Consider the following 20,768-nt stretch of genomic DNA (forward strand, 5'->3'; position numbering starts at 1 on the left):
GTCACCGGCCTGCGCGGCTCAGGGTGTTTCGGCAAACTCACGCTGACCACCGCCACCAAGGAGACTCACCCGATGAAACTGGCCTACTGGATGTATGCCGGCCCGGCGCATATTGGCACCCTGCGCATCGCCAGCTCGTTTAAAAACGTGCACGCGATCATGCACGCGCCCTTGGGAGATGACTATTTCAACGTCATGCGATCGATGCTGGAGCGGGAGCGCGACTTTACCCCCGTCACCGCCAGCATTGTCGATCGCAATGTTTTAGCGCGCGGCTCCCAAGAAAAGGTGGTCGACAACATCGTGCGCAAAGACAAGGAAGAGCGCCCCGACCTGATTGTGCTCACCCCCACCTGCACCTCCAGCATTTTGCAGGAGGATCTGGCCAACTTTGTGCAGCGAGCCAGCCTCGACGCCCAGGGCGATGTGCTGCTGGCCGATGTCAACCACTACCGCGTCAACGAGCTGCAGGCCGCCGATCGCACCCTGCAGCAAATTGTGCAGTTCTACCTGCAAAAAGCCCGCAAGCAGGGCACCCTAGCGGAGGGCAAAACCGAAAAACCCTCGGTCAATATTATCGGCCTCACCACCCTGGGCTTTCACAACAACCACGACTGCCGCGAGCTGCGCACCCTGATGGCCCAGCTCGGCATCGAGGTCAATCTGGTCATGCCCGACGGGGCCAGCGTCCACGATATTCAGAACATGGCTCGGGCCTGGTTTAACCTGGTGCCCTACCGCGAAGTCGGACCGCTGACGGCAGAGTATCTCAAAGATGAGCTGGGCATGCCCTACGTCGACATCACGCCGATGGGCATTGTCGAAACCGCCCGCTGCATTCGCGCCATTCAGGCGGTGCTAAACGAGCAGGGGGCCGACGTTAACTACGACGAATTCATCGACGAACAGACCCGGTTTGTGTCGCAGGCGGCCTGGTTCTCGCGATCGATTGACTGTCAAAACCTGACCGGCAAAAAGGCGGTCGTGTTTGGCGACAGCACCCACGCCGCCGCCATGACCAAAATTTTGGCCCGCGAGATGGGTATTCACGTCGTGCTGGCCGGCACCTACTGCAAGTACGATGCCGACTGGTTCGCCGCCGAGGTGGGTGAGTACTGCGACGAGATTTTGGTTAGCGAAGACAATGGGGCGATCGGCGATCGCATTGCCCAGCTTGAGCCCGCCGCCATCTTCGGCACCCAAATGGAGCGCCACGTGGGCAAGCGGCTGGATATCCCCTGCGGCGTGATTGCTGCCCCCATCCATATTCAAAACTTTCCGGTGGGGTATCGGCCGTTTATGGGCTACGAAGGGGCCAACCAGATCGTCGACCTGGTGTACAACTCCTTCACCCTGGGCATGGAAGACCACCTGCTGGAGTTCTTCGGCGGCCACGACACCAAAGAGGTGCTGACTAAAACCATGAGCGCCGATGCCGCTGTCGATGCTGGTTTTGGCTGGAGCGCCGACGGTCTAGCCGAACTGCAAAAAATCCCCGGCTTTGTGCGCGGCAAGGTGAAGCGCAACACCGAAAAGTTTGCGCGTGAGCAGGGTGTTGCTAGCATCACCGCCGAGGTGCTGTACGCCGCCAAGGAGGCTGTAGGGGCTTAGGGTTCGACTGCGCTCACCCACCTATTGCTGGTAGGTGAGCGGAGTCGAGCGGTAGGTGAGCGGAGTCGAACGGTAGGTGAGCGGAGTCGAACCTAGCTCCCCTGGCAGCCAACCCAGGTGCCCTGGTCTTCATAGACAAAGGGAGAGCCCGTCTCGCAGAGCACCGAAACAGCGCTCTGGGGACCGGGAATGGTCACCTGAGAGACCGTACCGCCCACGGGGCTAGGTACATCAGATAGCTCGGGCTCAGTTAGCGACGACTCGGGGCCAGCGGTGTCGCCGGGGGTGGGTACCTGGCAACCGACCCAGTCCATGCCTGTGTCGCTGTAGGCAAAGGGCACAAACCCCTCCTGGTCGCAGGTCACTAGCACCGCGCTCTCGGGACCGGGCAACCGGAGCTGCTTCACGGTGCCGCCAGCGGGGCTTTGGACGTCGCCAAAAAATACGTCAATAGTAGCGCCAGGCTCTTCGGTGCTTGGAGCTTCGGTCTCAGGGGCGTTGGGGTCAAGCACTTCGACTGGGGTGGTGCAACCCACGGCACCGACTAGGCAGAGCGCAGCGACAACGCCCAGGCGGCCCCAAGCAGCTGCAGAGACTTGAGCACCGGGTAGACGAAAAAAAGCCATAGCAAAACTACCTATCGAAAGAACATTTTTCAGCATTGTGCATTATAAACACTCCTGTGGCGGGTTGCTTAAGTTGCTAAAGGTACATTTTGGGTCAGCTAGGTGCTTTTTTGCTCAAAATCCCCCACCAACCTAACTGTGTTCTCCCCTACTCTGCCCTGCGCTCTCGATCTTGGCAGTGCAAATGTATGCCGGGTTACGGCTAGCTGCTGCTGGGCGATCGCAAAGATTCGTCAGCGGCGGCAGTGGCCCCCACCCGGGCGACCTATGATGGCACTATTGACGGCCCTACTGCCCTTTGCCCAGCGCTTTAGCCATGACCCAAACCGACCCAGCGCCTACCTCATCTACCAGCGGCGGTAGTACTGCCAAGTGGGTAGCGGTGGGCTGTGGCGGTTGCCTGGGGCTGACGGTACTAGCTGGGCTAGCCCTGGCGTTTTTCATCAATCGTGCCCTGCGGTTTGACGTCGGCACCGACCAAGGTCTTGGCGATACCGAAGAGCTGTTTACCTACACCATTCCCGGCGAAAGCCAGAGCATTTTTAACCTGGGCATGTTTGGCTTGCAGATAATTCAGGTGGCCAGTACCGACTCGCCGCCGTCGGTATTGTTGACCATGGGGCAGCTGCCCAGCTACCTGCAAGACCGCGAGGCCCAGCAAACCTTTGTCGAGCAGTTTCAGGCCAGCGTTTCAACCCAGGGCAACTATCAGCTCAGCGAACAGGGGTTTGAAGACCGCACCCTCTGCGGCCAGCCCGTGTCAGTGGGGATACAGTCGGGCAGCTTTACAGACGGCAGTACGACCCATGAAGCCGCTAGCCTGCTGACGTTTGTGGAATACAACAACGATGCTCGTTTTGTGTGGGTCTTGACCCACGGCGACACGCCCCAGGCCACCGCCGATCAGGTGTTTGCTACCCTCGACTGTCGTTGAAGCATGCCGGGGGCCAGGTGTTCGGGTTTCGGGTTTTGGGTTTCGGGTATGAGGCCGACCCCGACATCCTATCCCTGAGCCCTGACACCCTGTACCCTAAACCCTTTATTTCACCTGCGTTACCCGCCAGCTCAGCTTCAGGTTGAGCCAGAAATTCCAGAAGGTGACAATGGCGATCGCTACCAAATTTGCTAGATAGGCCCAGCGCTGGCCAAATACCAGGTTGTAGACCACATTCAGCACCAGCACGTTGAGCACCAGCCCCGCCAGGCAAACCAGGTTGAACTTGAGAAAGCGCTTCAGCCGAGCCGACCAGCCCTGCTGCTGCAGGCTGACATCGGCAAAGGTCCAGGCGTCGTTCCAAATAAAGTTGTTGATGATTGCGACCTCAGCCGCCACAATTTTGCTGCGGGTCAGAGGCAGGCCCAGGGTGCTGTGCAGCAGGTAGAGAATTGCCATATCGACTACCACGCCGCTCAGCCCCACTAGGCCAAAGCGCACAAACCGCTGCATTGGAAACCGCTGGTGCAGCCGTGACAGTCGCCCGCCTAGCCGCAGCCGCAGCAGGTGATGAATGTAGTCGATGTACTGCCTCCAGGTGACCTTACTAGCTCCCTCCTGGCGTTCTTGGAACACGTAGCCCACCTCAGCGATGGTGTCGATAGTGCCGCGCCCCAGCACCTCCAGCAAAATTTTGTAGCCCTTGGGGTTGAGCAGCGGGCCTGCGATCGCCTCTCGCTGCACCACAAAATAGCCGCTCATGGGGTCACTCACTCGCCCCACCACCCGAGGCAGCAGCAGCAGGCCCACCGTTTGTGCCCCCCGCGACAACACCCGCCGGGCTAAGCTCCACTCGCTGACGCCGCCCCCCTCCACGTGACGACTGCCCACCGCCAAATCGGCCCCCTGCTGAATAGCGTCTAATAGCCCCACCAGCACCTCTGGCGGATGCTGCAAATCAGCGTCGATCACTCCCAAACAGCGACCTCGGGCCACCTGCCAACCGCGAATCACCGCCGAGGAGAGACCGCGCTCATCCTGCCGCCGCAGCACTCGCAGCTGAGGGTAAGTCGCCTGTAGCTCCAGGGCCGTATTCCAGGTCAAGTCGGGGCTGTCGTCATCGACTACAATCAGCTCGTAGTCCTGGGGTAGGGCACGGTCGAGCAGCGTGGTCAGCCGTTCGACCAGAGGGCCAATGTTTTGCCCCTCGTTGTACGTCGGTATGGTTAGAGATAGGGCCAGGGTTTGCAGCGCCGGGCTACTGTCTGTAGCGCCAGAGGTAGTCTCAGGTGCCGATACCGCTAGGGGCAAAATCTGCAGTGGGCCGCTGGGGCAAGGCTCAAGCTTTTGCAACTGGGATGGAGGAATTATGGCCACGGCGGTACCAACTATTGCAGTAGCCCGAAGCCTCAAACGCCCAAATGAATTCAGCGCTGCTGCCCAAAGCTAACCGAAATTTTACATAGGCAAACATCCTACAGTAGTCAATCCCCCAGCGTAAATACTGGCGTGCTCAAGCAAAAAGCGCCCCAGGGAACTTTCACAACTTTAAATTCTGTGCTAACGGCCGGTGCAGTCAGTAACCTGAGTCCTTGCTTGCGGGGCTTTAAGTGCTCTCCGACCGATGGCTCAGCCCTACAGCAGCGGCGACGTTGGGCAGCTGGTGCTCCTCTAGCTTAGCCAGCAGCCCTTCCAGCACGCGCCGCACCATCCAGGGGCCTTCGTAAACCCAGCCGGTGTAAACCTGGAGCAGCGTGGCCCCGGCAGTAATTTTTGCCCAGGCGTCAGCGGCGGTAAAAATGCCTCCCACCCCCACAATCGGCAGACTGCCCCCGGTGCGCTGGTAAATGTAGTGAATTACCTCCGTCGATCGCTGGCGCAGGGGAGCACCGCTGATGCCGCCAGCCTCCTCGGCGACCCGGTTGCCGGTCTGTAGCAAGGTTTGGGTCTTTAGCCCCGCACGGGCAATGGTGGTATTGGTCGCAATAATGCCAGCTAGCCCGTGGGCCAGGGCCAGATCGACCACGGCGTCGATGTCGGGCCAGGCCAAATCGGGGGCAATTTTGACCAAAACTGGCTTGTGCTCGCCATTGTTTGCCTGCAGCGCGGCCAGGATGGGCGCAAGCTGATCGGTGGCCTGTAGCGACCTCAGCCCTGGCGTATTGGGCGACGACACATTCACCACAAAGTAGTCCCCGTAGGGGTAAAGCCGCTGAAAGCTAACCCGATAGTCGTCAGCCGCATCGGCTAGCTCCGTGACTTTCGATTTGCCTAAGTTAATACCAATCGGAATGCCAGGGCGATTCGCAAGGCGATCCGTTCCGGAATCGCTGGCCCAGTCGGCGGCCAGGCGATTGGCTAGGGCCGCAGAACCCTGATTGTTAAAGCCCATGCGGTTTAGCACCGCCTCATCCTGTAGCAGGCGAAACAGGCGGGGCTGGGGGTTGCCCGGCTGGGGATGGCACGTAACGGTGCCCAGTTCGGCAAAGCCAAAGCCCAGCAGGGGCCAGGCCAGGGCCGCGGTGCCGTCTTTGTCGAAACCTGCCGCCAGGCCCAGGGGGTTGGCAAAATTTAGCCCCCAGCAAGTCTGTGCCAAACGCGGGTCGCTGAAACAAAACTGCTGCCGCAGCCATAGCCGGGTGCGGGCTGCAATCGGATGCTGGCCCGGCTGCCCCAGCCAGGTCAACAGATCCATGGTGCGGTGGTGAAGAAACTCTGGGTCGAGCGTGACGCCACGAAACAGGAGCGGGCGCACCAGCTGGCGGTAAGGATCTTTCACAGACTGTAGTGGTGAATGCAAACGGCGGTCGGGGTAAACTGATATTCAGGCTAAAGGTACATTCTGGCTGCCAGCGGCCTTTGCGCCTTTGCCAGCGATGGAGCACGCCAGGTGAGCACAACGGTTAGCGGTCTCAGGGGAGGGTGCTGAAATGGTCAAAGACCCGACCCAGGGGCGATGGTCAAAGCCCTGTCCCTAGGGCGAACGCTTGCCATCCTACCCCATTAGAGCAGCCCTCGGGGCTAGCTTAGGGCCGCTTGACAAATTTGGGTGGAGTCTACAGCAATCAAACCGCCATCACCTGGTCAGTCGTAGTTCCAGCTAAGAACTGCCGCCGAGTAGGCAAAGGTCGGTACGATAAGTGCCCTAGGCAACTCTGGGGGGCTGACATTGGGTTAGCTTACCCAGGCCAGCCTTTTTCAAACGGATTTGTTCTCTGCACCCGAAGCGAGTGTTGACGCCAATGGCGCAATCCCAACCCCACGACTCCTCCTACGATCGGCACGACCATCAAATCATGGCGCTGTCGCGCATTCTCAAGGCGCTGCGGGGGGCGATGACGGCAGAGGAAGCCGTGACCCTAGCCATTGACCACGTGCACCAGGAGTTCGCCTTTGAGGTGGCCTGGGTTGGCCTGTACGATCGGGTCAACCATCGCCTGGTGACAAAGGGGTGCCATAGCCCCCGCCAGCTGCGCTCCATTCGCACCATTATCAACCTCACCCCTGGGGATGTGATGGAGCAAGTGGTGGTTCAGCAGCGCCCCCTAATTGTGGCCGACCTGCAAAACGAAATTCGGGCCGGGGAGTGGGGTACTATCGCCAAGCAGCTCGCCCTGCAGAGCGCCATTATTTTTCCGATTAAGCGCCAGGAGGTTTGCTTTGGCCTGCTGGTGCTGGCCTCCCCCGACTGGGGCAAGAGCGCCTCGCTGGGGGAGCGCTCTTATCTGGCGATTGTGATGGGCGAGCTGGCTGAGACCCTGCACCAATTTGAGTCTGAGCAGCAGCGCCTGCAGACCAAGCGCTTGGAGCAACCCCTGCTGGCTTTGATTGGTCGCCTGGGCAACCTGCCGGATATTGACAGTCAGCTCAAGGAGCTTGTGCGCGAAACCCAGCGATTTGTTGCGCCCCAGCGCACCCGCGTTTTTTGGTTTGAGCCTAAGGGCAACTATTTTTGGCAGCGTACGCCGGAGCTAGCGGCGCGATCTGTGAGTACTGAGGACGAGCGATCGCTACACATTGCCGTCGATGAGGTGCGTGGCCTCTATCAGGCGCTGGGCAACCAGCAGCTGGTGGTGGTAGGCGAAAGCCGGGGTGCGCTCAAAACCATTGTCTCCGATCGCCTGATGCAGCAGCTCCAGGCCCAGTCGCTGATGATTGCCCCCATCAGCCGCCAGGGCGACCTGATGGGGTTCGTGTCGGTGGAAGGCACCGCACCACGCATTTGGGAGGAGTCTGAGAAGCAGTTTTTAATTGGTGCGGCCCAGCTGCTGAGCGTAGCCCTACCCGCTGCCGTGGCCAAAGAAACCGGACGCCAAACCGAGCTTGACCAGCACCTCACCACCGGAGTTATTCAGGGTATTCACGGCGATGTCGACTGGCAGCAAACCCTACAAACCTGCTTCACCGTCCTGCAAGATCGGCTGGGCATTCAGCAGTTTTTTGTGCTGTTGTTCAATCCCGATCGCAATGGCTACGACCTCTGCTTTCAAAGTCAGGCCAATCGGCCACGGGGGGTGCCGATGCTGTGGCCCTGCCTCGACGATGTCGATTGGCAAATGCTAGAGCGCAGCCCGTCGGCCATCACCATCGACAATCTCACCCACGAGCTCAAGCTGATGGCCTGGCGACCTCATCTGCTAGAGCTGGGGGCTCAGGCGGTGCTGGTGGGCAACGTCGCCCCCGGCAACGCCCCCGAAGGCATGGTGCTGATCTGCGATAGCATCAGCCGCCAGTGGACCACCACTGAGCAGTCGCTGTTTGAGGGAGTGGCTCGCCAGATCGGCGTCATTCTGCACCAGTGGCAGCTGCAGCGTCAGCTCGATCAGCAGCAGCATATTTACGAGTCGATTCAGTGGGGCCTGCAGGCACTCCACCAGGGGCTAAACCCCGATCAGCTCGAACAAACTACCCTGCAGCACGTTATGCAGCTGCTGCACGGCTCGGCGGTGTTGCTGGTGAGCTGGTCACCGGGCGGCACTACGGCCACCGTGACTCATATGGTGAGCCAAGATACCACCGTTAGCGTCGATACTCACCACTCGATTCCGGTGGGCTCTGATGCGCTAATTAACTGGGCGCTGCAAACCGACGGGTTGCTGCCCCTCTGTGTGGATGAGCTGCCCGCCGATACCAAAGCCTGGCTGAGAACGACTGCGGGCAGGCGGCTTCTAATTACGGCCCTGAGAACGGCTCCGACCCACGCGGTAGCGGGCATAGCCGTGGCGGTGTCTCAGCCCCACCGTCAGTGGGCCAGCCACCACTTCACAATCTTTAAGCTGCTCACCAGCCAGCTGGCCTGGTCGCGGCGACATCTGGCTATGACCGCCATGCTGACCCAGCAGCGCCAGGACCTCGAAAACCTGAACTGGTATAAGCACCACCGTCTCGAAGACCTCTACCGCATGCTGGGCAAGCTAGCCCAGGATCTAGCCCACCTACAGGCTAAGGATACGGCGATCGCAGGCGAGCTACAGCTGCTCCACGGCCAGATTGCTGGCGTCATGGAAAATGCTGAGGCGGTTTTGGTTGGCGAGCGCTGGCAGCTCCACCGTCAGCACCAGACTATGCCGCTGATTAGTCTGCTCAACCGCCTGGTAGAGCGGGTTAACCCTATTTTGGAGGCCCGTCAGCTTTGGTCGAAGGTGCACAACGAGAGCAACGTGGTGCTGGGGGGCGACATGCTCAAGCTCGAACTCATTCTCTATGAGATTATGGCGGCTGCCTGCAACCGATCGCCCATCGGCGGGCGCATTGACCTCTGGTGCCGAGTGCTCAATCTAGACTGGGTTGAGCTTTCGGTGACCGACGACGGGCAGTGTTCGCCTCGACTGCTGGAAGAACTGAGCCAAAGTCAGCCCCTAGACGTGCTGGCCCCCTCGGCCTTAGACGGCCCTCCAGGGCTGCACCTGGCGATTTGCAAACTGCTGATTGACCAGCTTGGGGGCGAAATCAGTTTCTCTACCCTCGACGATGGCCGTACCCACAGCCGGGTGCTGCTGCCCCTGGCCGCCTACCCCGAGCAGTATAAAGTTAAGCCCTTGATGGACTCGGTACTGCCTACCGAAGCCAGCCACCCTAGCCCTACTTAGGCCCCATTTGGGGCGAGGGGAAACAGGACCAAAAAACGATTTAGGACAGGCTTTAAACCTGCCCTAAATCCTAGATACCAGTTCTGACGAATATTAGTTCTGGGGTGTACCTGGACCTGGTCTAACCGCTACTTGGGCGGTGGGGCTTTGCAGCATCGGTGTTTGGGTGACGGCGTTGTTGGCGATCGTAAACAGCGGATTTGAGAGAATGCCCGCTAGCGAGGTGGCCACCACCGCCAGAATCAGGCTGATCTGCATGGGGCGCAGACCGGGCAGATCCCATCGAATGGCAGGGTAGCCCTTGACGGCGTCAGACATTTCCTGCGGCTCTTTGACCACCATCATCTTGATCACACGGATGTAGTAGTAGATCGAGATCACGCTAGTGACCAGGCCCACTAGCACCAGCCCGTAGGCTCCGGCCTGCCAACCGGCCCAGAAAATATAGATTTTGCCAAAGAACCCAGCCATGGGCGGAATACCTCCCAGCGACAGCAGGCAAATGCTGAGGCCCAGGGTGAGCAGCGGGTCTTTTTGATACAGACCGGCGTACTCGCTGATCTGGTCGGTACCCGTGCGCAGCGAGAACAAAATCACGCAGGTAAAGCCGCCCAGGTTCATAAACAGGTAGATGAACAGGTAGAACAGCATGCTGGCATAACCTGCATCGGTGCCGACTACCAGACCAATCATCAAGAACCCGGCCTGACCAATGGAGGAGTAGGCCAGCAGGCGCTTCATGCTGGTCTGAGCCAGGGCCACCACGTTGCCCAGCACCATACTGAGAATAGCCAGGGCGGTAAACACAAAGTGCCACTGCTCCGACACCAGCGGAAAGGCGGTGACCAACAGGCGAATCGCCAGGGCAAAGCCAGCTGTCTTAGAGCCTACAGACAGGAAGGCGACAACCGGAGTGGGCGACCCCTCGTACACATCGGGCGTCCACTGGTGGAAGGGCACGGCGGCAATTTTGAAGGCGATGCCGGCAATCACAAACACCAGGGCCACGACTAGGCCAATGGGGGCATCGGTGCCGTCGCTGACAATGCTGGTGGCGATCGCAGCCAACCTAGTCTCGCCCCCCGACAGCCCGTACAGCAGCGAAGACCCATACAGAAAAATTGCTGAACTAGCGGCCCCAATCAGCAGATACTTAAGCGCGGCCTCGTTGGAGCGGGGGTCGCGCTTCATGTAGCCGGTTAGCAGGTACGACGAAATACTCAGGGTCTCTAGGGAGACAAAAATCATCACCAGCTCGCTGGCCCCCGAGAGAAACATGCCCCCCAGGGTAGCGGTCAGCAAAATCACTAAAAATTCGGCCAGAGACGTGCCCGACTGCTCGACATAGCGAATCGCCATCGGCACTGTGACCACTGCCGACAGGACAATAATGCCGCGAAACACAATGCTCAAGTCGTCGGCGTTAAAGGCTCCTAAAAACCCGACCGGGTTGACCATTGACCACTGCACTACCAGGGCGGCGGTGGCCCCGAGCCCGCCTGCGATCGCCGCGTAGGGCGTCCAGGCTGACGATGAGCGGCCCTGGATCAAGTCGCCCACTAAAATCACCAAAATCGTGGCCAACAGAATGGCCTCCGGCCAGATGGTGCCAGCGTTGAGCTGCGCCCCGAGGTTGACGAGATCCATGGGTACCTTTTCTCTTCTTTGCGAGATTACTAACTAATCTTTGCGAGATTACTACTAACCGTACCAGGTCAAATGTGCAGTGACCAGGGGCAGTCGCGAGGATTGTGAATCGATGCGACAGCCAGGCTATGGCCAGATGGTAGCGCGATCGCCGCCCCTCGACCAGGTCGTTGCTGTCGAAGGACGGCTCACCAGCGGGTTAGCTAGGACAGTGGGCAATATTGAACAGGACTGGACGATAGCTAGCGGAATGATCTATTTATTTAGCGTATAGATCTCTCAGGGAATTTCCAATGGTTAAGTTTTCGTAGTCAAGGACATCAGCAGTTTGGTAAGTGTGCAGTACAGTGTTGATCAACTGGCCCTTACCCCTGCGAACTCTATAGACTCCATAAATGTAAAACTCTATTGGGTTAGTCTCGTAGACTAAAAGAGCCTCATCGCGATTGCTACCGATTATTACCGAAGCGCCAGCAGCCCTATGTCAACCCTTGTTATTGTCGAGTCACCTACCAAGGCCAAGACGATTCGCAACTACCTGCCGTCGGGGTACCGGGTTGAGGCGTCCATGGGCCACGTGCGCGATTTGCCGCGATCGGCGAGCGAAATTCCCGCTAACGTCAAGGGCGAGAAGTGGGCTCAGCTGGGTGTCAATCCAGGGGATAACTTTGCGCCGCTGTACATCGTGCCCAGCGACAAGAAAAAGGTGGTCAAAACCCTCAAAGATGCCCTTAAAGATGCCGACGAACTACTGCTGGCCACTGACGAAGACCGCGAAGGCGAAAGTATTAGCTGGCACCTGCTCCAGGTGCTCAACCCCAAGGTGCCTACCAAGCGCATGGTGTTCCACGAAATTACCCAGGAGGCGATTCAAGCCTCCCTCAACAACTGCCGCGACATCGACAGCCAGCTGGTGCATGCCCAGGAGACCCGCCGCATTTTAGACCGCCTGGTGGGCTACACGCTGTCGCCGCTGCTCTGGAAGAAAATTGCTGGCGGGCTGTCGGCGGGCCGGGTGCAGTCGGTGGCCGTTAAGGTGGTGGTGAAGCGCGAGCAAGAGCGTCGCGCCTTCCGCAAAGGCTCCTACTGGGATCTCAAGGCCACCCTGCTGAAGGATAAGAACGCCTTTGAGGCCAAGCTCTACTCTCTGGGCGGGACTCGCCTGGCCAACGGCAGCGATTTCGATGAAGCGACTGGCCGTGTCGCCGCTGGGCGCGAGGTGGTGCTGCTCGATGAAGCCCAGGCCCAGGATCTGCAGGTCCGCCTACAGGCCGGGGTCTGGACCGTCAGCAACCTGGAAGAGCGCCCCAACACCCGCAAGCCGTCCCCGCCCTTCACCACGTCCACGTTGCAGCAGGAGGCCAACCGTAAGCTGCGGCTGTCGGCACGCGACACTATGCGAGTTGCCCAGAACCTCTACGAGCAGGGCTATATCACCTATATGCGTACCGATTCGGTACACCTGTCGGAGCAGGCGATCTCCGCCGCTCGGGCCTGTGTGACCACCAAGTACGGCACCGACTACCTCAGCCCCAAGCCCCGCCAGTACGCCACCAAATCTAAGGGTGCCCAGGAGGCCCACGAGGCCATTCGCCCTGCCGGTAGCACCTTTAGAACCCCCAAAGAAACCGGACTGACCGGGCGCGAAGCCTCTCTCTACGACCTGATCTGGAAGCGCACCGTCGCCAGTCAGATGGCCGAGGCTCGTCAGACCAACATCACCGCCTCCATCGAGGTCGAGAATGCGATCTTCCGCGCCACCGGCAAGCGGATTGATTTCCCTGGCTTCTTTCGGGCCTACGTTGAGGGCTCTGACGACCCCGAAGCGGCGATCGAAGACCAAGAGGTGCTGCTGCCCGCCCTAGCCCAGGGCGACGCGCTGAGCTGTACAGATCTAGAGGCGATCGGCCACGAAACCCAGCCGCCCGCCCGCTACACCGAGGCCACCCTGGTCAAAACCCTTGAGAGCGAAGGCATTGGTCGCCCCAGTACCTACGCCACCGTAATCAGCACCATCATCGATCGCGGCTACGTCAACCTGGTCAATAACAGCCTGATCCCCACCTTTACTGCCTTTGCGGTCACCGAACTGCTAGAGCAAAACTTCCCCGACCTCGTGGATGTGCACTTTACGGCCCGCATGGAGCAGACCCTCGACGATATCTCCACTGGTGAAGTCGAATGGCTGCCCTACCTGAAAGCCTTTTATTCTGGCGATCAGGGCCTAGAGACCATGGTGCAGGAGCGAGAGACCCAGATCGACCCCACCGCTGCCCGTACCGTCCTGCTCGACGATCTTGAAGCCAAAATTCGCATTGGCCGCTACGGTCCCTACGTAGAAATTGGCACTGGCGAAGAGTCGGTGAAAGCTTCTATCCCAGCGGATGTCCCCCCCGCCGACCTGGATGGGGAGCAGATTGAGCGCATCATCAAGCAAAAGGTCGAAGGTCCCGATAAGGTGGGGCTGCATCCGGATACCGGAGAGCCGATCTTTATGCGGATTGGTCCCTATGGTCCTTACGTGCAGCTAGGCGAACCCACCGACGACAACCCCAACCCCAAACGTGCCTCGCTGCCCAAGGGCACCCAACCGGAGGCCGTCACCCTGGAAATGGCGGTGGGGCTGCTGCAGCTTCCTCGTAACCTGGGTGCTCACCCAGAAACGGGCAAGTCCATTAAAGCCGGGCAAGGCCGTTTTGGGCCATATATTGTCCACGACCAGGGCAAAGAGGGTCGCGACTATCGATCGCTCAAAGGTGACGACGACGTATTAACGGTGACGCTAGAGCGTGCCCTGGAACTGCTGGCCCAGCCTAAGGCCGGTCGCGGGCGCAAAAAGGTTGACCCCCTCAAAGAGCTGGGTGCCCACCCCGAGGACGAAGAGCCAGTGGCGGTGTTTAACGGCCCCTACGGTCTCTACGTTAAGCACGGCAAGGTCAATGCCTCAGTGCCGGAGGGCGTGGAGATCGATGCCGTTACCCTAGAGGAGGCGATCGGCTGGATTAATGCCAAGGCCTCGACTAAAAAGGGCAAAGGCGGCAAGGGCAAATCGACGGCGTCGCGCACCACAAAAACCGCAGCGGCCAGTAAGTCTAGCGGCGCTAAAAAGACCGCCAAAACTACTGCTGCCAAATCTACTGGCACTAAAAAAGCGACTACAAAGACGACGGGTGGGCGATCGACCACCAAATCGACCGCGAAGAAATCTACTGCCAAGAAAGCCAGTGATCCCTCTCCCGACGCCGAAACCTAACGGTTGAAAGTACATAACAACCAAGAGAGGCTAGCCTTACAAAAGGCCGAGCGGTCTACTAACCACTTGAGATACGGCTACCTCTAGCGTGGTTCCTAACGGTGCATTGCTTCGCGAATGCACCAGTGTATATCCCCAAAAATTAGCCTGATAGACCGCTAGCCTCTCTCGCCAAATGCGTCACGTAAGCTACTTCTGGTATGGCGACGCTAGGGCGTTTCATCAATTCGGGCCAAAAGCTCGGTATATCAAACCTTGCCATGCCCAAACCCAAGAACAGGCTAGGGGCTATAAACCTCGATTTTGGGTGTTTAGCCGCTAATTGATGACGGCCCCTAGTACACGACACCTCGGTAGCGACGCACGGTGGTGCCATCGGCCAATTTTTTGTCGGCTGGCTTGGGCAAAGCGCTCGATTTAACCGCTGGCGGTGGAGGTGTAAACGACTCTTTTGCGGCTTTACGAGCTTTGCCGCTGCCCAGAGCTCGTAACCCCGAGGTGACCCAGTCGATGTCGTTGAGAGGGTCTGGAGTAACCGCCTCGGCGGCTGGCTGAGGCTCGACCGAGGCGCTGGGGCGGGCTGCCAGCGATAGCCCAGGCAGTATTCCCTCCTTGGGGGTAGGATCGGGGCGCTTGACCTGCATGGGTGAAGCCGATTGGGTGGTACTTAACTGACGGCGGATGTTGAGCAGCACCGTCAGCAGGGCCTTTTCGTTGAGAAAGGGGTAGTCAAGGTTGGTTAGAATACGTTTGACATTCTCGGTGGCGCTAGACATTAGGGTGTCGCGATCGAAGCCGCTGAGAAAATCGGTGGCCCCCTGCTGTTTGGCCCAGCGCCGTTCGGTATCGGAAACGTGAAGCTGACGGCAGCGGGTCAGAAAAACCTGCATCTTGGGAAACGTAGCACGGCACCAGCGGCAAAATTCGTAGGGGTTCAGCTCTGCCGCTTCGGCATCTAGCACAATCACGTCGGGCAGCGTTAACCCGGCACTGGCAATCTGGCTGATGCAGTCAGCTAGGTCACCCTTGGCAGGCTCTAGAATGACGGCTAGCTTTTGGGACTTGAGCAGCGCTTGCCACATCAACCCCTGTAGACGGTTAGATTGAACAACAAAAGCCAGTTTCTGTGGTGCGTCCACGATGTGTAAAGTCCCCTAACGTGCATCCAAAAAAATATTGCCAAGTCCTGGGTGCGATGCCTGTGAGCTCAAGACTGTCGATACCATCGGTCAACTCAAAGTCAAGCTAGGCCGTCTAACGTCACGTACCGCTGCGGTATCGATCTCAAACCGCGCTCAGCTGGGGCAAACTAGCTAGGTCTTGAGTTCTGAAACGTGCTGCTGAGGCATGCAGGTCAACACCCTGGCCACTGCGGTCCCAAAATCAGCGGTCTCAACTTAGAGCTTAGGTGGCGTAATCAGGAATTAAATAAATGTAAGTGCGATTTGTTTCCTAAAAAAGACAAGCGCGCTACATAAATGAAAAAATTGTGCAGAATAACGCTCAACTGGCCACAATCCTACGTTGTTTTGCTACGCAATTGCTCGTTCACACAGGGTCACTACCATGACAGAGCCAATCTTTGAGGCTAGGCGCATTCTGAGAACCCGCGTGGATGCCACCAGCTACGGTGATGCCTGCGATCGCATCCAAACCTGGGCCGAGACAGGGCGATCGTGCTACGTGGTTGCGGCTAATGTGCATGTGGTAATGACGGCCTATTGGGATGCCCAATACCAGCACATACTCGAAGACGCAGCCCTGGTAACCTCAGATGGCATGCCGCTAGTGATGGGGCTGCGGCTGCTGGGCCTATCTGATCAAAGCAGGGTTTACGGGCCAGATCTAATGCTGGCCTGGTGCGATCGCGCGGCTCAGCTTGGTCTGCCTATCTACCTCTATGGCGGTACCGACCCTATGCTGGAAAAAATGGCGGTCTACCTGCGATCGCAGTTTCCTGGCTTGCCAATCGCGGGTACCTACGCGCCACCCTTTCGCTCCCTCTCACCTGAAGAAGAAGCTGCCGATATTGCGCGAATCAACCAATCGGAGGCCAGGGTGGTGTTTGTGGGCCTGGGCTGCCCCAAGCAGGAGCAGTGGATGCACCGCCACCAGGGGCAAGTGCAGGCCGCCATGATTGGGGTGGGAGCGGCCTTTAGCTTTTTTAGTGGCGATGTTTCCCAGGCCCCGCGCTGGATGATGCGCTTAGGTCTGGAGTGGCTGTACCGCTTTGGCCAGGAACCGCGTCGGCTGTGGCAGCGCTACTTGATCAATAACCCGGTGTTTGTGCTGCTGTTTGGGGCACAGGTAATCAAGTACCGGCTATGGGGAGCGCGGAGTAGGGGTTCAGGGTTTAAGGTTTAGGGGTTGTGTACACCCTTGAACCCGGCACCTTGGACCTTAAACCCGTTCCCAATGATAGTTTCTCAGCACAATTGCGGAATACTAGTGGCAACTGAAGCCCTTGGGTTTGTCCTCTGCTATGGCCCCTGCTATGGATTGCCATCGTGCCGTACCCGCTGTGATGCATCAGCGGCCTCGCCATCGTCAAGATATTCGTGCCCCTCGGGGGCTGCAGCTGCAGCTGCGCGATGCATTTACCGGGCCGGGGCGGCGGGGCCTGGTGCTGCTGGCCACCGATATCTTGGCTCTGGGGTTGTCGTGGCACGTTGCCGGGTCGCTTAATCAATTCTTTTCGCCAATTCCGCCGCAGCTGGTGTGGTGGATCTGGCTGGGGCTGCCCAGCCCCTTTTGGGTGCTGGTGGCCTGTAGCGTGGGGCTATTTGCTTACGGTGGGCTCTACGACACTAAATCGCAGGGGCAAAAGCACCTGCGGGCGGGCAAGCTGCTCAGCCTGGTGTACCTGAGTGCGCTGGTAGTGATGTATTTTTATGACCCTAAGCTCGACTTGCCGCGATCGCTGTTTTTCTCGGCCTGGTTTAGCGGGGTGAGTCTGGTGGTGGGACTGCGGCTGGTGGCGACGCTGCTGCTGCGCCCCCTGGCCCAGGCCAAGGTGCCGTCCTCAGTATTTTTGATTGCCCCTGCGCCTCGGCTCAAGCGCCTGGCCGATGTACTGTCCCAGCGGGCTAACGTGCCGGTGATTGGGGCGGCACTGGCCACCACCGCTAACTCGGCTACCACCTATCAAGCGATTTTGGCCTCGGGGGCAACCCTAGTGCTGGCCGAGAGTATTCCCTCGGCTGACCTGGCTTCGGAGCTGTATTGGAAGCTGCGGCGGGCGGGCATTGGCATGCAGCTACTGCCCACCAGCCGCGATATGCTCTACCGTCGGGGCACCCCTGAAACCGTAGCGGGTCTGCCCACGCTGCGCCTCGATGCGCCCCTGATGGGCGGCTGGGACTACCGCTTCAAGCGCTGGATGGACTATTTAGGAGCCGGGCTCGGCGTTCTAGCGCTAGGCCCGCTGCTGATGGGTATTGCTCTAGCCATTCGGCTCGACTCACCGGGGCCAATTTTCTTTCGCCAGGAGCGGGTGGGGCTGCACGGCAAGCGCTTTCAGGTGTGGAAGTTTCGCACTATGGTGGTCGATGCGCCCCGGCTACAGTTAGCTTTGGAAAAGCACAACGAGTCTGCGGACGGGGTGTTATTTAAGGTCAAGCACGATCCCCGCGTGACCCGGGTGGGTCGGCTGCTGCGCCGCACTAGCTTAGATGAGCTGCCCCAACTCTTTAATGTGCTCTGCGGTCAGATGAGTTTGGTGGGGCCGCGCCCTCTGCCTGTACGCGATGTGGCTAAGTTTGATGGCTGGCACAACATTCGCCACCAGGTGCTGCCGGGGGTGACCGGCCTGTGGCAAATTTCGGGCCGCTCCGATATTGATACCTTTGACGATGTGGCTCGCCTCGACCTGCACTACATTGACAACTGGTCTTTAAATCTAGATTTAGAAATTCTCACCGCTACCCTGGGCATTGTGCTGTGGGGCAAGGGGGCCTATTGACCGCCGATTCTTCCCCAACTCCGGCGGCAAAGTCAGCTAGCGGGGCTGCCTTGAGGGTGAGATTTTTCTCTAAAAGGTTTGTCAGCCTGCCGCTGTGGCTGGCCGGGGTGCTGGTGCTGGTGGGGTTTAGCTGGTTGCCCTTGAGCTACTACCGCATGGTGGGCTGGGCCTGGATTTTGCTATGGCAAGTTGGGGCTGTGACTCTGCTGGTGGCGCTGTGGCGGCAGCTGCGAGGGGCAGGTTCTGCGAACGCTGACCCAAACCAGGCGGTTGGTTCGGACCCGAAAACACCGTTCTACGGCTTGGGCTACGGGCTGGATTGGGTAGCGCTGGGGCTGGGGATTGTTGTGCTGCTGTCGGCGCTGGTGTCGCCCTTTCCCCGCGTGGCGCTGTGGAACGTAAGCCTGGTTGTGACCTACGGCGCGGTGCTGTACGTCTATCGCAATGTGGTCGATACGCCTGGAGCGCGGCCTTGCCAACGCACCTGGTTGACTCGCCTGCGGCTGTGGTGGGGCCTGGTGGTTGTGGCTGCCGGTACGGCGGTGGTCAGCCTGGGGCTGTGGCGACCCGATGGGGCCATGTGGGCCTCAAATAATTTTTTGACGGCCCTGCGCAACCATCAGCCCCTGGGGCACCACAACTTTGTGGGGGGCTATTTTGTCCTGATGGTGCCTCTGGCGGTGGCGGCTGCGATCGCCGACCGAGGCTGGATGCGTGGGGTTTGGATCGCGACCACCGGGCTGCTGCTGGCGGCCCTGTACGTCAGCGGCTCACGTGGGGCTGTTTTAGGCCTGGTGGTGTGGCTGGGTGTGACCTGGCTCAGCCGCCTGAGTCGGGTGAATCCTGCTCACCGCTGGCGCTGGGGTCTGGCTGGGCTGGGTGGTGCGATCGCCGTAGGGCTAATCCTGACCAGCAATCCTCGCATTCGCACCTGGTTTAGCGAGGGTGGCCTGGCCGATAGCCCCACCCTTGATCGCTGGTTTATGCTGCGTTTGGGGGGCAATATTCTGCGCGATCGCCCCCTGTTTGGGGTTGGCCCTGGGGTAATGAGTCGGGTGTCAAACCTCTACCGCCCGCTTGAAGCTGGGGCAGGTCTCGACCACATTCAGCAGCTGCACAACACGCCGGTGCAGATCGCTGGAGAGCTGGGCCTGCTGGGGTTGGGGGTGGTGCTGGTCGGCATGGTGCTGGTGCTGCGCCTGTGGATTCGCCTGTGGCGGCAGCCGTTAGAACCGACCGATCGCGCGCTACTGGGCGGTATTGGCGGCAGCCTGCTGGCCTACGGGGTCTCGGGCCTGACCGACTACCAGCTTGAAAATATTCCTATTGCGGGTGCTTTGCTGGGGCTGGTGGTGCTGTTGCTGGCGTTGGGCGATCGCTATCTTCCTCAAGCGATGCCCGTCGGAGCGGGGGCGCGGCAGCGTAGCTATCTGGCGGTGGCCCTGTGGCTGGGGCTGCTGCTGACGATCTGGCTGCCCTTTACCCTGACGGTGGCCTACGGTGCCCTGGCCGATCGCGCCTTTTACAGCCAGCAGCTCAACCTGGCCGACACCCGCTGGTATAAGGCCTATCGCCTCAGCCCGTGGGACCCGACTGCTTCGGCCGTCGCCACCGAGGCGCTGTGGGGCCTCGACCAGGTGCTGGGCGACTCGGAGGCGCAGGAAAATGTGCGATCGCTCCTGCTTGATTACGCCCAGCAGGCCCAGCAGGCAGCTCCCAACGATGGCTGGTTCAACCACAACCTGGCGGTACTACATCAATCTACCGACCCCGCTACCGCCCTGCCCTACGCTGCCCGCGCCGTGCAGCTCATGCCCCGCCACCACCACTATGGCTACTGGCTGCTGGGCGATCTGCTGCTGAGAGCAGGCGAGTCTGGGCAGGCGATCGCCGCTTTTACCCTAGAGGCTTTGGTCAACCCTGCGGCCCTTACCTATCCCCACTGGCAGGAGGAACCCTACCGGGCTATCTATCCCGCCGTTGCCCAAGCCACCCTGGCAGAATACGACACGCTGCTGGCCGATGTTTCCCCCGACGGCCCTGGCTTTAGCACCCTCTACGAAACCCGTGCCCTGCTGGCCTGGTGGACAGAGCAGCCGGTGGTTGAGGTCGATCCGGCGCTGCTGCGTCCAGTAGTGGCGGCAGTCCTGCTGGCTGACGCCGATCTCAAGGCCGCTCTGGAGGTCGTAGAGCATACCCTCAGCCTGGGGCAAACGTCCCCCGAGCTTCAGCTCCTGGCCACTTGGCTTGACCCTCAGGCCCATCCAGCCGTGCCTCCATCCCAGGATGCACCACCTGACCTCGATGCTTTGCTGATTGAAGAAAGCCTGGCTACCCGTTCCCTGCGCCCTTGGCTAACCTCCATTGTCACCCGCCCCGACGAGGGCTATCGGGGGTCGTTAACCTTTGCCTACCGCAACTACCAGGCCAAGCAAATTACCCTCATGCTGACGCCACAGATTCTTCAGCGCTATACCCTAGTGGCCAGGCTCAACCTCTTTCCGGCCTGGCCGAGAGAATTTCCGGTCCTCGATCGCCGCATTGAGGCCCTGCGTACCACAGCGTTGGACTTGCCCCATCCCACCCACAACCGCTTTCGCCTCTCCGATTTAGATCTGTCCACTTTAGGTTTGTCCACCCCCTGACC

12 protein-coding genes and 1 pseudogene are annotated in these 20,768 nt (G+C 59.5%); 8 read left to right on the top strand and 5 right to left on the bottom strand.

Annotation, left to right across the window (positions count from 1 at the left end; all coding sequences use genetic code 11):
- Window positions 1-72 precede the first annotated feature (72 nt).
- Entirely contained in the window at window positions 73-1,611 is a 1,539-nt protein-coding gene (gene bchB / locus IQ265_RS01160; protein WP_194050378.1) for a ferredoxin:protochlorophyllide reductase (ATP-dependent) subunit B, read from the top strand.
- Between the two features lie 92 nt (window positions 1,612-1,703).
- Here the strand turns inward: bchB and IQ265_RS01165 are convergent, their stop codons facing one another.
- Window positions 1,704-2,237 carry a hypothetical protein gene (locus IQ265_RS01165; protein ID WP_194050379.1) on the bottom strand — a complete coding sequence of 178 codons (534 nt, stop codon included), beginning with the start codon at window positions 2,235-2,237 and terminating at the stop codon, window positions 1,704-1,706.
- A 316-nt stretch (window positions 2,238-2,553) separates the two neighbouring features.
- Here IQ265_RS01165 and IQ265_RS01170 point away from each other — a divergent pair, with 316 nt between their 5' ends.
- Window positions 2,554-3,171 (top strand): hypothetical protein, encoded by a 618-nt coding sequence (locus IQ265_RS01170; protein WP_194050380.1) that lies wholly within the window; start codon window positions 2,554-2,556, stop codon window positions 3,169-3,171.
- Window positions 3,172-3,276: 105 nt separating this feature from the next.
- On the opposite strand, the gene IQ265_RS01175 is transcribed toward IQ265_RS01170, so the two are convergent.
- Window positions 3,277-4,491: a glycosyltransferase gene (locus IQ265_RS01175; protein ID WP_278002692.1), complete on the bottom strand. Its 1,215-nt coding sequence runs from the start codon at window positions 4,489-4,491 to the stop codon at window positions 3,277-3,279.
- Between the two features lie 286 nt (window positions 4,492-4,777).
- Complete coding sequence (locus tag IQ265_RS01180) at window positions 4,778-5,950, bottom strand: quinone-dependent dihydroorotate dehydrogenase (RefSeq protein WP_194050381.1); 1,173 nt, start codon at window positions 5,948-5,950, stop codon at window positions 4,778-4,780.
- Between the two features lie 463 nt (window positions 5,951-6,413).
- Here IQ265_RS01180 and IQ265_RS01185 point away from each other — a divergent pair, with 463 nt between their 5' ends.
- Window positions 6,414-9,260: a GAF domain-containing protein gene (locus IQ265_RS01185; protein ID WP_194050382.1), complete on the top strand. Its 2,847-nt coding sequence runs from the start codon at window positions 6,414-6,416 to the stop codon at window positions 9,258-9,260.
- 141 nt (window positions 9,261-9,401) lie between these two features.
- Here IQ265_RS01185 and IQ265_RS01190 read toward each other — a convergent pair.
- A pseudogene (locus IQ265_RS01190) lies at window positions 9,402-10,907 on the bottom strand (NAD(P)H-quinone oxidoreductase subunit N); the annotation flags it as partial.
- Between the two features lie 112 nt (window positions 10,908-11,019).
- Here IQ265_RS01190 and IQ265_RS01195 point away from each other — a divergent pair.
- Window positions 11,020-11,181 (top strand): hypothetical protein, encoded by a 162-nt coding sequence (locus tag IQ265_RS01195; RefSeq protein ID WP_194050384.1) that lies wholly within the window; start codon window positions 11,020-11,022, stop codon window positions 11,179-11,181.
- A gap of 207 nt (window positions 11,182-11,388) precedes the next feature.
- Window positions 11,389-14,160: a type I DNA topoisomerase gene (gene topA / locus IQ265_RS01200; RefSeq protein WP_194050385.1), complete on the top strand. Its 2,772-nt coding sequence runs from the start codon at window positions 11,389-11,391 to the stop codon at window positions 14,158-14,160.
- Window positions 14,161-14,495: 335 nt separating this feature from the next.
- On the opposite strand, the gene IQ265_RS01205 is transcribed toward topA, so the two are convergent.
- Window positions 14,496-15,299, bottom strand: coding sequence for a hypothetical protein (locus IQ265_RS01205; RefSeq protein ID WP_194050386.1), 804 nt, complete (start codon window positions 15,297-15,299; stop codon window positions 14,496-14,498).
- A gap of 427 nt (window positions 15,300-15,726) precedes the next feature.
- Here IQ265_RS01205 and IQ265_RS01210 point away from each other — a divergent pair, with 427 nt between their 5' ends.
- From IQ265_RS01210 to IQ265_RS01220, 3 genes are all read left to right on the top strand, one after another.
- Complete coding sequence (locus IQ265_RS01210; RefSeq protein ID WP_194050387.1) at window positions 15,727-16,524, top strand: WecB/TagA/CpsF family glycosyltransferase; 798 nt, start codon at window positions 15,727-15,729, stop codon at window positions 16,522-16,524.
- Between the two features lie 130 nt (window positions 16,525-16,654).
- Window positions 16,655-18,121, top strand: a complete 1,467-nt coding sequence (locus tag IQ265_RS01215) for a sugar transferase (protein WP_194050388.1) — start codon at window positions 16,655-16,657, stop codon at window positions 18,119-18,121.
- A gap of 56 nt (window positions 18,122-18,177) precedes the next feature.
- Window positions 18,178-20,766, top strand: coding sequence for an O-antigen ligase family protein (locus IQ265_RS01220; protein ID WP_194050389.1), 2,589 nt, complete (start codon window positions 18,178-18,180; stop codon window positions 20,764-20,766).
- Window positions 20,767-20,768 lie beyond the last annotated feature (2 nt).

Origin of the sequence: Nodosilinea sp. LEGE 06152 (assembly GCF_015207525.1) — a bacterium.
Lineage (GTDB): Bacteria > Cyanobacteriota > Cyanobacteriia > Phormidesmidales > Phormidesmidaceae > Nodosilinea.

Excerpts from the sequence above, each read along its gene's own strand:
- IQ265_RS01165 (WP_194050379.1), bottom strand. The coding sequence starts at position 2,237 with ATGGCTTTTTTTCGTCTACCCGGTGCTCAAGTCTCTGCAGCTGCTTGG.
- topA (WP_194050385.1), top strand. The coding sequence starts at position 11,389 with ATGTCAACCCTTGTTATTGTCGAGTCACCTACCAAGGCCAAGACGATT.
- IQ265_RS01185 (WP_194050382.1), top strand. The coding sequence starts at position 6,414 with ATGGCGCAATCCCAACCCCACGACTCCTCCTACGATCGGCACGACCAT.
- IQ265_RS01195 (WP_194050384.1), top strand. The coding sequence starts at position 11,020 with ATGCGACAGCCAGGCTATGGCCAGATGGTAGCGCGATCGCCGCCCCTC.
- bchB (WP_194050378.1), top strand. The coding sequence starts at position 73 with ATGAAACTGGCCTACTGGATGTATGCCGGCCCGGCGCATATTGGCACC.
- IQ265_RS01215 (WP_194050388.1), top strand. The coding sequence starts at position 16,655 with ATGGATTGCCATCGTGCCGTACCCGCTGTGATGCATCAGCGGCCTCGC.
- IQ265_RS01170 (WP_194050380.1), top strand. The coding sequence starts at position 2,554 with ATGACCCAAACCGACCCAGCGCCTACCTCATCTACCAGCGGCGGTAGT.
- IQ265_RS01210 (WP_194050387.1), top strand. The coding sequence starts at position 15,727 with ATGACAGAGCCAATCTTTGAGGCTAGGCGCATTCTGAGAACCCGCGTG.